A 14,309-nucleotide genomic window follows, 5' to 3' on the forward strand; every position below is an offset into this window, starting at 1 on the left:
GACCGGCAGCAACCTTTCGTCCGCAGGACCATCTAGCGCGAGGTGCTTTGCTACCCGGGGATAAGGGGCTCTGACCCCGTTAGTTGTTAGTTGTTGACCCGTGTTTCGGTGTTTCGGATGAGAGTTACGACGTGAAAACGTGGGGAAACCTCAGGCCCTGATCCCGTTAGTTCGGGTCTGAGTCGACTGCGAAGAAAGCGCACTCTGACCCGGGTTTTATTAAACCCAGCTCAAACGACGGGCTGGGCTAATATTTCTTTGCCTTGGCGGAACCCCAGCGCGGCGATGACCATCTCTGAGAAAAAGGCGCGAAGAATACGCATCATAAACGGCACGCATCAAATCTTCCATAACTGTGAGCGATGAGTCCCTGATCTTCAAATAAACGATCTCCTTTATCCCTCGCTTAAACTCCCCGTGTGATATTTTGTTCCGGAGCAGAACAAGCGCATTAATACGATTGCGGTGAATATCAACGCTATCAAACGGAAGACCTAAGCGGTACAGATTCTTTTTTAACACCTCAGCCCAAAGATTGGACTCGGTCTGCACAACAGACTCCGGAATGTTAACTTTCCGGCCAAAGACTCGAGTGGACTTCTGTACGAACTCAACGTCTCGCGCGAATCCCTGGAGCGCGCCATCCTCGGAAGAGTGGTCGGTAAATATTTTTGATTTTTTCTTGTTGCTCTTTAGATCGTGAAGTACCTCGTGTAGCGTGGCCGCTACTAGAGAAGGCGCTGCGCGAGAGCAATGCACGCGCTCTTGGTTTACCGCGCGAACATAACTGTCTAATGCAAATTTACAAAACCCCTCGAAGTGAGCATACAAGAGCAACAGTAGTGCTCTGCGCAATTTATCCTTATCAGACTCAGGCACTGATGTCAGCGTGTTTTGGAGAAACCTAATTTCATCCGTTCTCCACAGAAGATCGGCTTCCATCTCGGCCCGCAACTGCCCGGGCGCTAGCCTCATACACGCCCCGCCAATTTTGATGCAACAAAGGAAATTCTTGAGTTCAAGGGCCCGGGGCTGTTCTTTCCACCGCCAGTAGTCAATGCAACAAATTCTGGGTCCAGTTTGATCTCTGTGAAGACCGCGCCCAAGTTCTGCATCTGCGCGAGGTCACTCGGGTCCAGCTGATCTATGACCGCCTGAAGGCCTATCGCGAATGCTTCGTAGTGGTAAACACCAAACCCAGCAATCAGCCCGCGGAGCTGTTTGTTCGCCCTTCCGAACATCTTTTCGGCCAAAGTTGCCCGAAAAATGCCAAATGTCTTCCGAAAGCTTTCTTTCTCCGAGTTCATATCGAAGGGCAGCGTTATCTCTGGGTCCGAAATTTTTTCCAGATATTCTGTCAGGAAATCTGCCACATCATGCCGGAAGTTGTCGCGATAATTTTTTAGAGCGTAATATCTAAGAACGAGTTCTGCAGGGTAGCTGGCTTTGATTTGCTCATCCGACAAGGTCGACGTACAGACAACAAAATCTTCGTCCTTAGCCAGTTGGTTCATAAAGTCTATGTACGTGCTATTCAGCAGGCGAATAGTGCAATTGCGCAGCTCTTGCGGAGTGAGCGCCTCACCACCGGCATTAAGCCTCTTAAACATATGGTATTTGAATCTTGGGTCACTCCCCTTTCTTATGACCTCTACTCGAACAAAGGATCGCTTAAGTTTGATTTGGAGGGATGTACCGAGATCGTCGTATGTTTTCCCGTTTAATTCCGGAACGATATCGCATTCCTGCAACGTAAGAAATTGGCCGACACCAATCGCTGGGTCGAGGTGAGGAGCATTCAATAGTCCACGGAAGTGGAGAAAGGAAGAGATCCGCTGGAGCCCATCGATAAGAAGCTTTCTTCCGTCATCCTCCTCCACCATGTAAATTGGCGGCACCGGCATCTCCAACAGAAGGGACTCTATGAATCTTGATCGAGCGCCCTCGCTCCATTGAAAAAGTCGTTGATAAGCCGGACTGATGTCCAATTCCTTTTCCTGGACCATGGACGCGAGCTCATTGAACGAAATATCAAGGCTCTGGGTATGAACGTTCTTCAACCTAGAGTCGACCGCACTAATGAGCTCGACGTATGTTTGACCGGTTGCCATGTCCCTCATCCTCTGAAGCAAAGAACGCTTTCAACGTTTACACGATCTCCCAGATGGGCCCTTGCACGGGAGTTCACGCTCGCCATCGACATTTTTATTTTGAAGTCGTGCCTTTCAAAGCATTCAAACTTTCCATTCATCATCTCAACAATAATTTGCTGAAGATCGTTGTGTATGTTCTTGTAATAAGAATCCTGCACTACTATGAAGCACATTCCCCCTGGGCGCGTAACGCGCCGTAGCTCAGACAACGCTTTGTAAAGCGCGTCAAAGTAGGCCAAGTGGTTCTTCGTGTAGTAGGTGGCGGACGCTTTCGAACCATGCGTACGGACGTCCTTCAAAAACTTCAGACAGGTGGGGCCCCAAAGCTCGTTAGTTTCCGGCGCAGTCTTGGGCACGGTCGAAGTCCCCATTAAAGCGCGTCTAAGTTGGTCGAAGGATTCCGGGCTTGCTGCCAGCACTGCAAGCTCGATCGACGTGGCAACTGCGTAATCAATTCGCGTGCAGTAAGGCGGAGACGTCAAAGTGCAGTCAACCGTATGGTCGCCCAATGGGATCCGGGTCGCGTCGCCCCGTTGCACCACCGGAGAACTACCGCCATAGGAACCAGGCTCAGCGGCTGCTACAAGTTCGGAGAGCTTCTCTACCTCGTGCAAAAAGGCCGCACGTATATCCGCTGCGTTCTTTTGAATCCGATGCGCCTTATCTTTCGGCTCACGTACCCACGTCGGATTTGACGGGATGAAGTCCCTCAGCACACTTCTTGCAGCTCGGAACAATGCCACATAAAAAAAAGCGGCAAGTGGCGTTGCTTGATCGACTAGCTTGCCAACGTCGGAATCCAAGCCTGCCTTGTGATCGATCAAGCCATAGCGCACGCCGCTCTCGATAGAGCGCAGCACCGCTGCGCCAGCTGGCTTCAGCCACGTGAGTAACGGGTCGGTAGCGGAAAGAGCTCGCAACTCCGTACCAGCCAACGTCCTAGCCAGCGGACGAACACTCGGCAAAATCTCTGGCGGGAGGAGCGCAGCTCTTGCGACGAGCACCATTGCCGGATTTAGGTCATAACCATAGCAGCGATACTTTCCTCTCGCTGCCAAAACAGTAGTGCCAGCACCGTTCCATGGATCTAGAACAACGCTACCTGTCTTCAGGCCTACCGATTGCAGCAATTCCTCTGCAAAACCCAACGAATATCCGGCGTAGTAAGGAAAGATCTTCTGGTCGAGCTTTTCCAGCTTGTCCGTCGAGCGCTTCGGATTGAGAACTTTTAAAGCCTCCAACGCATAGAGGCAGCGGACATCAGGCTCAGCCACACTTGCTATACCCACAATTCAAACAAGTCTGACACCCGTCCATCAGCACCAGCGCCTGCGTATTGCACTTCGCGCACAAGGTCGCCCCCGGCGGAAACCCACTGGCATTGCTCTCGGCATTGGACGCCACCTCAGCCGCCTTCTTCCCCGCCGCAGCCGCCTCATACGCCGCCCGCTTCTCGGCCACCAGCTTCTTCTGCGCCTCGTCCATCTCCGGATCATGGATGAGCCCGATGTTCTTCATGTGCTGCTCGATCACGGCGCCGATCTCGGCCACGATGCTGGGCATGTAGACGCCGCCGGCTTTGAAGTAGCCGCCCCTCGGGTCGAACACCGCCTTCAGCTCCTCGACGATGAACGTCACGTCGCCGCCCTTGCGGAACACGGCCGAGAGGATGCGGGTGAGCGCCACGATCCACTGGAAGTGGTCCATGTTCTTCGAGTTGATGAAGATCTCGAAGGGGCGGCGCTGTTCGTGCGGGGTGCCCTGGTTGAGCACGATGTCGTTGATGGTGACGTACAGCGCGTGCTCGAACAGCGGCGACTTGATCTTGAAGGTGGAGCCGATCAGTGCCTCGGGGCGCTCGACGCTCTCGTGCATCTGGATGATTTCGGCCTGGCGCGGCTCGGCGGCCTTCTTCTCAGGCTGGGCGGCGGCCGGGGCGGCCTTGTCCTCGGGCTTGACGACCTGGTAGCCCTTGATCTTCTTTTCGATCTTGATCGTCATGGGTGTGCGTTCTCTTTGCGCTGGGGCGTCGCCTGGGCGACAGCCGGGTGGTGGGCGATAGGCGTATCGCGAAAGGAGAAATCCATCTGGTGCGGCGAAGCGGGAGATGGATTTCCGCTTTGGCGGTGCGGCGGCGCGGGCTCGGAGCGGGCGTTAGATCCCAGGAGGCGGTGCGCGGCGGGCGGTGGTTCGAAGTGGTTCCGGCCCGGGCAGCGCCCGGGCCGGAGCCGGTGCTGCTTACTTGCGGCGGGCAGCCTTTTTCGGCGCCGCCTTCTTGCTGGCAGTGGACCGCTTGACCGTCGACTTGGCGACGGCCTTCTTGCTGGCGGACTTCTTCCCTGCCGCCTTCTTGGGAGCGGCCTTCTTCACGGCCGTCTTCTTGCTGCTGACCTTGCGGGTGGCCTTCTTGGCCGAAGACTTCTTGGCGGCGGCCTTCTTCGGCGCGGCCTTCCTGGCGGATGCCTTCTTCGGTGCCGCCTTCTTGGCCGATGCCTTCTTCACGGCCTTCTTGGCGGCGGCCTTCTTCGGAGCGGCCTTCTTGGCGGTCGCCTTCTTCGGCGCAGCCTTCTTGGCAGCGGCCTTCTTCGGAGCCGCCTTCTTGGCCGCCGCCTTCTTCGGCGCAGCCTTCTTGGCGACGGCCTTCTTCGGAGCGGCCTTCTTGGCCGCCGCCTTCTTCGGGGCTGCCTTCTTGGCGGCCTTCTTCGGAGCCGCCTTCTTGGCCGGTGCCGGGGTCTGCGGAGCGGGCGCGCCCATCGGCGCAGCGGCCGGTGCGTCACCCGTGGACGGCATGGAACTGTTCAACGCCTGGTTTTCGGTATCGATGGACATGGTGGTCTTCCCCTCCGACTCTGGTTTTGTGTGGGACCCGCTGTTGGCTAGAACTTGCCGTAATAGCCTTCCTTCAAGGCATCGAACAGGTTGGCGGCGGTGTGCATTTCGCCGTCGTATTCCACCTGCTCGTTGCCCTTCAGTTCGATAACGCTACCGTCTTCCAATTCGAAGCGGTAGAGGGTGCTTTCCAGGTCGGCTTCCTTCACCAGCACGCCCTGGAAGGCGGCGGGGTTGAAGCGGAAGGTGGTGCATCCCTTCAGGCCCTGCTTGTAGGCGTAGAAGTAGATGTCCTTGAAGTCTTCGTAAGGGTAGTCGGTGGGCACGTTCGCCGTCTTGGAAATGGACGAGTCGATCCACTTCTGCGAGGCGGCCTGGATGTCCACGTGCTCCTTCGGGCTGATGTCGTCGGCAGCCACGAAGTACTCCGGCAGCTTGGCGGCCGGGTCGTCGGAGAACGGCAACGCGTTGGCGTTGATGAGGGCGCGGTAGGCGAGCAGCTCGTAGCTGTAGACCTCGACCTTTTCCTTGGACTTCTTGCCCTCGCGGATCACGTTGCGCGAGTAGTGGTGGGCGAAGCTGGGCTCGATGCCGTTGGAGGCATTGTTGGCCAGCGACAGCGAGATGGTGCCGGTGGGCGCGATCGAGCTGTGGTGGGTGAAGCGCGCGCCGGTCTCGGCGAGCTGCTCGACCAGGTTGGGAGCAACGGTGGCGACGCGCTGCATGTAGCGGCTGTACTTGGCGTGCAGCACGCTGCCACGGATGGTGTCGCCGATCTTCCAGCCGTCCTTCGCCATCTCCGGGCGCTTGCGCAGCATATCGCCGGTGACGGTGTAGTCGCGGGCGAGCACCGGCGCCGGGCCCTTTTCTTTGGCGAGGTCCAGCGCCACTTCCCAGCCGGCCACGGCCATCTCGCGCGAGACGTCCTCGGTGAAGCCGACCGCGGCTTCGGAGCCGTAGCGCATCTTGAGCATGGTCAGCGTGGAGCCCAAGCCAAGGAACCCCATCCCATGACGCCGCTTGCCCATGATCTCGTCACGCTGCTGCTGCAGCGGCAGGCCGTTGATCTCGACCACGTTGTCGAGCATGCGGGTGAACACCTTGACCACTTCGCGGTATTCGTCCCAGTCGAAGCGGGCCTTCGGACCGAACGGGTCGCGCACGAAGGTGGTCAGGTTGATCGAGCCGAGCAGGCAGGAGCCGTACGGCGGCAGCGGCTGCTCGCCGCAGGGGTTGGTGGCGCGGATGTGCTCGCACCACCAGTTGTTGTTCATCTCGTTGACCTTGTCGATCAGGATGAACCCGGGCTCGGCGTAGTCGTACGTCGAGACCATGATCATGTCCCACAGGTGCCGCGCGCGGATGTGGCCGTAGATCTTGCAGGCGACCAAGCCGTCCTCGCGGTCGACGTAGTTCTCGTGGGTGGGCCACTCGCGCCAGACGACCTTGCTCGGGTCGGTGAGGTCGAGCTCGTCCTGCTCCTTGACGTGCACCGGGAACACCAGCGGCCAGTCCTGGTCGTGCTCGACCGCCTGCATGAAGCCGTCGGTGATCAGCAGGCTGAGGTTGAACTGGCGCAGCCGGCCGTCCTCGCGCTTGGCGCGGATGAATTCCTTGGCGTCGGGATGGGAGATGTCGAACGTGCCCATCTGCGCGCCGCGGCGACCGCCCGCGGAGGACACGGTGAAACACATCTTGTCGTAGATGTCCATGAAGGACAGCGGGCCGGAGGTGTAGGCGCCGGCGCCGGACACGTACGCGCCGCGCGGGCGCAGCGTGGAGAACTCGTAGCCGATGCCGCAGCCGGCCTTGAGCGTGAGGCCCGCCTCGTGGACCTTCTCCAGGATGTCGTCCATCGAATCGCGGATGGTGCCGGACACGGTGCAGTTGATCGTGGAGGTGGCCGGCTTGTGTTCCAGCGCGCCGGCGTTGGAGGTGATGCGGCCGGCCGGGATCGCGCCGCGGCGCAGCGCCCACAGGAAACGCTCGTACCAGTGCGTGCGCGCCTCGTCGGTGGCTTCCACGTCGGAGAGCGCGCGCGCGACGCGCTGCCAGGTCTCGTCGATGGTCCCGTCGACCGGCTCGCCCGACTTGGTGCGCAGGCGGTACTTCTTGTCCCAGATGTCGTAGGAAGCCGGTTGCAGCGGGATGGCTGCGGCATCACGGTTGGCGGCGAGTGGTGCGCGCATGGTGCTCATCGGATTGTTTGACCTCCGGCCTTGCGACCCGTCTTTAGAGTTGTTCTGTCCACGCCCTGCATCAGCCACGGCGTCCCTTGCGGACGGCACGGCGGCATGCGCGTTGCTGATCTTCCCGGCCTTGCGGCGCCCTCCCCCGAGGTTTGCCGCATCGACACAGCACTTGGGAGAGCGACCGAGCGACTCACACAAGATGTTGTGGTGCGACCGGGCATGAACGGTATCGCTGCCTTGCGTAGGCGTCAACTGAAAAATCGGTCGTCCACCGCCAGCGCGGTTTGGCGCCGACGACGCGGGCGCCCGTCGTCACCAGGGAACCCGGCCGGCCGGTTTACAGTCGCAGACCCGGTGCGTTTTTTTGTCGAAGGAGATCCGCATGACCGCCCGCCACTTTTCCCTTGCCCATGCGTTCGCGCTGTGCGGCGCGCTGCTGCTGGGCTGGCCCGTCGCCAGCCGGGCCGCGCTGCCGGCGAGCGTGGCCGGCGAGCCGCTGCCGTCGCTGGCGCCGATGCTTCAGAAGGTGACACCGGCGGTGGTGAACATCTCGACCAAGACGCGCGTGGCGGTGCGCGATCCGTATTTCGACGACCCGATCTTCCGCCAGTTCTTCGGCCTGCCCTCCTCGCCGCGCGAGCGGGTCGAGCAGAGCCTTGGCTCGGGCGTGATCGTGGATGCGGCCAAGGGCTACATCCTCACCAACAACCACGTGGTCGGCGGCGCGGACGACATCACCGTGACGCTGCAGGACGGGCGCACGTTCAAGGGCAAGCTGATCGGCACTGACCCGGACACCGACGTGGCGGTGGTGCAGATCCCGGCGGAGCACTTGAAGGCGTTGCCGGTCACCGATTCGTCGAAGCTGCGCGTGGGCGATTTCGTGGTGGCGGTGGGCGATCCGTTCGGGCTGGGCCAGACGGTGACCTCGGGCATCGTCTCGGCGCTGGGGCGCTCGGGACTGGGCGGCTCGGGCTACCAGAACTTCATCCAGACCGACGCCTCGATCAACCCGGGCAACTCCGGCGGCGCGCTGGTCAACTTGAACGGCGAGCTGGTCGGCATCAACACGATGATCCTCTCGCCCTCGGGCGGCAACGTGGGCATCGGCTTCGCCATCCCGAGCAACCTCACCGCGCAGGTGATGGGCCAGCTCATCGCGCACGGCAAGGTGGTGCGCGGCAGCCTGGGCGTGCAGACGCAGGACATCACCCCGCGTATTGCGAAGCTGCTCGGCCTGTCGGCCAGCGACGGCGTGGTGGTGACGCGCGTCGCGCCCGGTTCGGCGGCGGCCAACGCGGGCCTGGCGCCCGGCGACGTGCTGCAGTCGATCGACGGCAAGCCGCTGCACGACAGCGACGAACTGCGCAACGCCGAGGGCCTGCTGCCGCTGGGCAGCCAGGTCACGCTGAAGGTGTCGCGCAACGGCACCGCGCACCAGGTGAATGCGACGCTGACGCCGGAGAAGCTCGCCACGCTCGACGGCGGCACGCTCGATCCGCGCCTGGCCGGCGTGCGCTTCAGCGAGCTGTCGTTGGCCCAGCGCAGCCAGGGCGCCGCCGGCGTGGCGGTCACCACGGTCCAGCGCGGCAGCCGGGCCGACCGGCTGGGCCTGAGCGAGGGCGACACCGTGATCGGCGTGAACAACCGCCGCGTGACCAGCCTGCGCGACCTGCGCGGCTTGGTCGCGATGCAGCCGCAGCAGCTCGTGCTGGTGGTGCAGAACGATGAGGGCGTGCAGTACGTGCCGATGGATTGAGGTAATGGACTGCGCGGATGTGAGGCTCGCCGAATGCTGCTCCCTCTCCCCTGCGGGGAGAGGGTTGGGGTGAGGGGGCGCTCTTGCGCCGGAGCCTGTTCGTGCGCCGGACCAGGGCTTTTTCGATCCGACCCTGCAGCGACATCCCCGCGAGCCCCGGCCCCTCACCCCAGCCCTCTCCCCGCAGGGGAGAGGGAGCAGAAGCGCGGCAACTTCATCCGCGCCCTACTCCGCCTTTCCTTAACGCCAACCTGTGACCGCGCTTGATGTTTGGCGATGGGACCGATGAAATACCGGACTCCCATCACTGCGCGCATGCCGCCTGCACGGCACGCTCACGCCATTCATCGTAGCCGTAGGTCGTCCGAAGTCATGCCCGTCCGTTCCGTTCGCCTCATCGTCGCCGCGCTGCTCGGCGCCTGCCTCACGTCCATCGCCCTCGCGGCCGGCCCCACCCTGGTGTTGCGCGGCGACGTGGCCACCACGCGCGGCATGATGGAGGACGTCGCCAAGGCCTGGGCCCGCAGCGGCCACGGCAAGATCGACCTGCAGCCGTTCAACACCGCCTCGGGCCTGGACGCGCTGCGCAACGGCAGCGCCGACATCGCCGGCAGCGCGCGCCCGGGCAACGGCAGCGCGGCCGAGGCCGGGTTGGTGTTCACGCCGGTGGCGTGGGACGCCATGGTGATGATCACCCACCCGTCCAACCCGGTGAGCAGCCTGACCCTGCAGCAGGTGCACGACATCTACTACGGCAAGATCACCAACTGGAACCAGGTCGGCGGGCGCAGCGAGCCGATCGACGTGTACGCGGCGGCCAGCCCCGGCGACGGCGTCGAATTCAGCCTGCGCAAGCTGCTGTTCGGCCGCGGCAACCAGCCGGTCGCCGCGCCGCGCCTGTACGTCAACACCGCCAAGCTGGAAGAGGCGGTGACGCTGGACCCGAAGGCGCTGGGCGCGACCACGCTCTCGCGCGTGGCGGCCAACGGCAAGGTCAAGATGATCCGCATCGACGGCGTCGCGCCGAGCGCCAGCACCGTCGCCAGTGGCAGCTACAAGCTGTACGCGCCGCTCTACCTGGTGACCAACCCGTCCAGCCCGCACGCCGCCGAGGCCAAGGCCTTCGTCGACTTCGCCACCTCGGACAAGGCGGTCGCGGCGCTGCGCTCGCACAACACCGTGCCCTACGCCGCCGGCACCGCACTGGCCTCGATGGACGCCTCGCGCCGTGCGCAGATCCTCGCCGCCGTCGGCGCGCGCGCCGTGCGCGAGCCTACGCCGACCGCGCCGCCGGTCGCCGCGCCGGGCGCCACCTATGCCTCGCGCGCCGCCAACGCGCCGACTTCCGAGCGCACCGCCGAGGCGCGCCGCGCGCTGGAGGAACGCCGCGCCAAGGCCGCCGAAACCGCGGCCGCCAGGGCGAGCCTGAAGAACATCAAGGGCGAGGCGACCACGGTCGATGCCGCCGCCGCGCGCGGCCCGGCCTTCGCCAAGGTCACCGCCAGCGCCACGGTCAAGTCCACCGCCGCGAAGCCGCGCACCTATACGGTGAGCAAGGGCGACACGCTGTTCTCGATCGCCCGCGCGCATGCGGTGGACGTGTCCGACCTGCGCAGTTGGAACCACCTGAAGGGCAATGCGGTGAAGGCTGGCCAGGTGCTGCGCATCGGCGAACGCTGAGCGCGGGCGCGCGTGCGCATCCTCGCGCTCACGCTCGACCTGGACGACACCCTGTGGCCGGTGCTGCCGGCGCTGGAATGCGCCGACCGCGAGGTCGACGCCTGGCTGCGCACGCACCACCCGGAGGTCGCCACGCGCTGGCCGATTGCGGCGATGCGCGAGCTGCGCGCGCAGGTGGCCGCCGAGCGGCTGGACCTGGCGCATGACTTCACCACCCAGCGCCAGTTGACGATGCAGCGCGCCTTCGCCGCCTGCGGACTGGCCGAGGCGCCGGTCGAGGTGCTGTGGGAGATCTACTACGCCGCGCGCAACCGCGTGGAGCTGTACGCCGACGCGCTGCCGGCGCTCGAGCGGATCACCGCGCGCTGGCCGGTGGCGAGCCTCACCAATGGCAACGCGGACCTCGAACGGATCGGCATCCACGCGCACTTCCATTGCCACGTCTGCGCGCGGGACACCGGCGTGGGCAAGCCGGATGCGCGGATCTTCCGCGAGGCGGCGCAGCGGCTGGGCGTGGCGCCGGAGCAGATCCTGCACGTGGGCGACGATCCGGGACTGGACGTGTGCGGCGCGCGTGATGCGGGGTTGCGCACGGCGTGGATCAACCGCGAAGGCAAGCCATGGCCTGCCGGATTGGGGGCGCCGCCGGATCTCGATCTGCCCGACATGACCGCGCTGGCTGACTGGCTCGAGCGGAGCCAGGGCGGCGGCTAGGTTTCGGCAGGCGATCCCGCGAGCCCCGGCCCCTCACCCAACCCCCTCCCCGGAGGGGAGAGGGCTCGGATCACGCGCGCGTCGGAGTGTGATGGTTTGGCATACCCGGCCGATCGGCGCATCATGTCCGACTCGCCGCACGCCACGAGGCCAAGCCATGCCGGAGAGCTCCACGTCCGCCCTGATCGAACGCAAGGCCGGCAAGGCCCGGGGCATCGCCATCGAGACCGTCGACAGCGCGTCGTACAAGGCGGCCCTGCGCCGCCTGGACGCCGGCCAGCGACGGTGGCTGGAGCAGACCGGCTTCGAGCCCAAGCCCGCGCGCTGCGCGCTGCTGCCCGACGGCAACGGCAGGCTGGCCCGCGTGCTGGTGGCGATCGATCCGGCCGATCCGCTCGGCGCACTGGCCGGCCTGCCGTTCGCGCTGCCGGCGGGCAGCTACCACCTGGCCGAACAGGGCGCGCTCGGCGACACCTTCCTGGCCGCACTGGGCTGGGCGCTCGGCGCCTACCGTTTCGAGCGCTACCGCAAGGGCGGACGCGCGCCGGCCACGCTGGCCGTACCCGCCGCGGACCTCGCCGCGCTGGCGCCGCTGGTGGAGGCGACTGCGCGCGTGCGCGACCTGGTCAACACGCCGACCGAGGACATGGGCCCCGAACAACTGGCCGACGCCGTGAAGGAACTGGCCAGGGCGCACAAGGCCAGGTTCCGCGACTGGGTCGGCGAGGAGCTGCTCAAGGCCAATTTTCCCACCATCCATGCGGTCGGCCGCGCCAGCCACCGCGCGCCGCGGCTGGTGGAGCTGAGCTGGGGCAAGGCGTCCGATCCGAAACTGGTGATCGTCGGCAAGGGCGTGTGCTTCGACACCGGCGGGCTCGACCTCAAGCCCGCCGACGGCATGCGCAACATGAAGAAAGACATGGGCGGCGCCGCGCACGCGATCGCGCTGGCCGGGCTGGTGATGCAGGCGAAGCTGCCGGTGCGCCTGACCCTGCTCGTTCCCGCGGTGGAGAACGCGGTCGCCGGCAACGCGATGCGCCCGGGCGAGGTGATCACCACCCGCGCCGGCCACACGGTGGAAGTGGACAACACCGACGCCGAGGGCCGGCTGATTCTCTGCGACGCGCTGGCCTACGGCGCCGAGCAGCAGCCGGACCTGATGCTGGACTACGCCACCCTCACCGGCGCCGCGCGCGTGGCGCTGGGCCCGGACCTGCCGGTGCTGTTCGCCAACCAGGATGCGGATGCCGAACAGTTGCTCGCTGCCGGCCGCGCGGTGGCCGATCCGCTGTGGCGGCTGCCGCTGTGGCGGCCGTACCGCAAGATGCTCGACTCCTCGGTGGCCGACTTCGCCAATTCGGGGCCGTCGCGCCATGCCGGCGCGATCACTGCGGCGCTGTACCTGGAGCGGTTCGTGCCCGAGGGCTTGCCGTGGATGCACCTGGACACTTACGCCTGGAACGATGCCGATCGCCCCGGCCGTCCGCGCGGCGGCGAGGCGATGGGCCTGCGCGCAGCATTTGCGTTCCTGCAGCGCCGTTACGCGCACTGACCTGACCCGTCGATCGCCGGTGCATGACCGGCCGCTCCACGGCCTGACCCGATCCGGATACTTGTCCGCTACGCTGCGCGCATGAACGCACCGATGGGCACCCCGCCGGACGCCGCCGCCGCGGCCTGCCGCGAGCAGGCACTCGCCGCGATGCAGCGCGGCGACCTGGCCGGTGCCGAACAGGCCTTTGCGCGCCTGCTCGCGATCCGGCCCGATGATGCCGACGCGCTGCAGTTCGTGGCGTCCCGCCAGCTCGGCCGCGGCGACGCGGCGGGCGCGATCGCGTCGTTGCACGCCGCGCTGCGCGCGCAACCGCGGGATGCGGCCATCCTGCATCAACTGGGCGCCGCACAGGTGCAGGCGGGGGATCTGCACGGCGCCGAAGAGAGCCTGCGCGAGGGGCTGGCGCTGGCACCGGGCATGTTCGTGGCACGCCTGCGCCTGGGCGTCGTATACGAACGGCAGGGGCACCGGCACGATGCGATGGTGGCGTACCTGGGTGCGATCAATGCGGCACAGGCGCAGGGACGCTGGCTCAGCGACGACACCACCGCCCCCGGCCTGCGCGAGGCGGTGAAACACGCCACGCAGTACGTCGCCGCGGGTCGCCGCGAGCTGTTCGACGCGGTCATCGAACCGCTGCGACAGCGCTACGGGCGCGCGGAATTGTCCCGCGTCGACCAGTGCCTGGCCATCTACCTGCACGAACAGCCCGCACCGCTGCCCGACCCGCGGCAGCGCCCGCTGTTCCTGTACTTCCCCGGCGTGCCCAGCCAGCCCTTCTACCCGCGCGATCGCTTTCCGGAACACGCACGGCTGGAGCAGGCCGTCGAAGTCATACGCGAGGAACTTCGCGCCGTCCTGTCGGAGGCGGAAGACCGGCTCGTGCCTTTCCTGGGGGCGCCCACGGCCGAGGCGGTGGCGGCGCAATTGCTCGGCTCGACCGGCACGCAGGAAGGCGCATGGGATGCGTTCTTCTTCTACCGGCACGGTGTGCGCCACGATGCGAACTGCGCGCGCTGCCCACGCACCAGCGGACTGCTGGACGCCATGCCGCTGGTCCGGGTGCGCGACCACGCGCCGGAAACGCTGTACTCGGTGCTGCGCCCGGGCACGCACATCCTGCCGCACCGCGGCGTCACCAACACGCGCCTGGTCACGCACCTGCCGCTGATCGTGCCGCCGGATTGCGCTCTGCGTGTCGGCGGGCAAACCCATGTGTGGGAAGAAGGCCGTTGCGTCACCTTCGACGACACCTTCGAGCACGAAGCGTGGAACCACAGCGGGCAGACCCGCGTGGTGCTGATCATGGACAGTTGGAACCCCGACCTCAGCGAAGTGGAGCGTATGGCGGTGGCCGACCTGGTCGCGGCCATCGGCGACTTCAACCGCTCGACGCCGGACGCCTAGCCGGCCAGGCCGATACCGTC

Annotated in this window: 11 protein-coding genes; 5 read left to right on the forward strand and 6 right to left on the reverse strand. The window is 64.8% G+C overall.

Going from position 1 to position 14,309, the window contains the following annotated elements; genetic code table 11:
• Window positions 1-219: 219 nt before the first annotated feature.
• The 6 genes from AAIL17_RS13595 to AAIL17_RS13620 all read right to left on the reverse strand — a co-directional run bounded on the left by AAIL17_RS13595 (window position 220) and on the right by AAIL17_RS13620 (window position 7,180).
• Entirely contained in the window at window positions 220-942 is a 723-nt protein-coding gene (locus AAIL17_RS13595) for an MAE_28990/MAE_18760 family HEPN-like nuclease (RefSeq protein ID WP_424683389.1), read from the reverse strand.
• 29 nt (window positions 943-971) lie between these two features.
• Window positions 972-2,111 carry a DUF262 domain-containing protein gene (locus AAIL17_RS13600; RefSeq protein WP_424683390.1) on the reverse strand — a complete coding sequence of 380 codons (1,140 nt, stop codon included), beginning with the start codon at window positions 2,109-2,111 and terminating at the stop codon, window positions 972-974.
• Between the two features lie 5 nt (window positions 2,112-2,116).
• Window positions 2,117-3,427, reverse strand: a complete 1,311-nt coding sequence (locus AAIL17_RS13605; RefSeq protein WP_424683391.1) for a DNA methyltransferase — start codon at window positions 3,425-3,427, stop codon at window positions 2,117-2,119.
• On the reverse strand, window positions 3,420-4,154 hold the full coding sequence (locus AAIL17_RS13610) for an NrdJb (protein ID WP_424683392.1): 735 nt from the start codon (window positions 4,152-4,154) through the stop codon (window positions 3,420-3,422). Before AAIL17_RS13610 ends, AAIL17_RS13605 begins: the two co-directional genes overlap by 8 nt.
• A gap of 237 nt (window positions 4,155-4,391) precedes the next feature.
• Window positions 4,392-4,907, reverse strand: coding sequence for a histone H1-like repetitive region-containing protein (locus AAIL17_RS13615; protein WP_424683393.1), 516 nt, complete (start codon window positions 4,905-4,907; stop codon window positions 4,392-4,394).
• Window positions 4,908-5,029: 122 nt separating this feature from the next.
• Window positions 5,030-7,180 (reverse strand): adenosylcobalamin-dependent ribonucleoside-diphosphate reductase, encoded by a 2,151-nt coding sequence (locus AAIL17_RS13620; RefSeq protein WP_424683394.1) that lies wholly within the window; start codon window positions 7,178-7,180, stop codon window positions 5,030-5,032.
• Window positions 7,181-7,556: 376 nt separating this feature from the next.
• On the opposite strand from AAIL17_RS13620, the gene AAIL17_RS13625 reads away from it, so the two are divergent.
• From AAIL17_RS13625 to AAIL17_RS13645, 5 genes are all read left to right on the forward strand, one after another.
• Window positions 7,557-8,933, forward strand: a complete 1,377-nt coding sequence (locus tag AAIL17_RS13625; RefSeq protein ID WP_424683395.1) for a Do family serine endopeptidase — start codon at window positions 7,557-7,559, stop codon at window positions 8,931-8,933.
• Between the two features lie 372 nt (window positions 8,934-9,305).
• On the forward strand, window positions 9,306-10,613 hold the full coding sequence (locus tag AAIL17_RS13630) for a LysM peptidoglycan-binding domain-containing protein (RefSeq protein WP_424683396.1): 1,308 nt from the start codon (window positions 9,306-9,308) through the stop codon (window positions 10,611-10,613).
• A 12-nt stretch (window positions 10,614-10,625) separates the two neighbouring features.
• Window positions 10,626-11,327 (forward strand): HAD family hydrolase, encoded by a 702-nt coding sequence (locus tag AAIL17_RS13635; RefSeq protein WP_424683397.1) that lies wholly within the window; start codon window positions 10,626-10,628, stop codon window positions 11,325-11,327.
• Between the two features lie 157 nt (window positions 11,328-11,484).
• A complete protein-coding gene (locus AAIL17_RS13640; protein WP_424683398.1) occupies window positions 11,485-12,879 on the forward strand; it encodes a leucyl aminopeptidase family protein in 1,395 nt (464 codons plus the stop codon).
• A gap of 81 nt (window positions 12,880-12,960) precedes the next feature.
• Window positions 12,961-14,289 carry an aspartyl/asparaginyl beta-hydroxylase domain-containing protein gene (locus AAIL17_RS13645; protein WP_424683399.1) on the forward strand — a complete coding sequence of 443 codons (1,329 nt, stop codon included), beginning with the start codon at window positions 12,961-12,963 and terminating at the stop codon, window positions 14,287-14,289.
• Window positions 14,290-14,309 lie beyond the last annotated feature (20 nt).

This window comes from Frateuria sp. YIM B11624 (assembly GCF_049727805.1).
GTDB lineage: Bacteria > Pseudomonadota > Gammaproteobacteria > Xanthomonadales > Rhodanobacteraceae > Frateuria_A.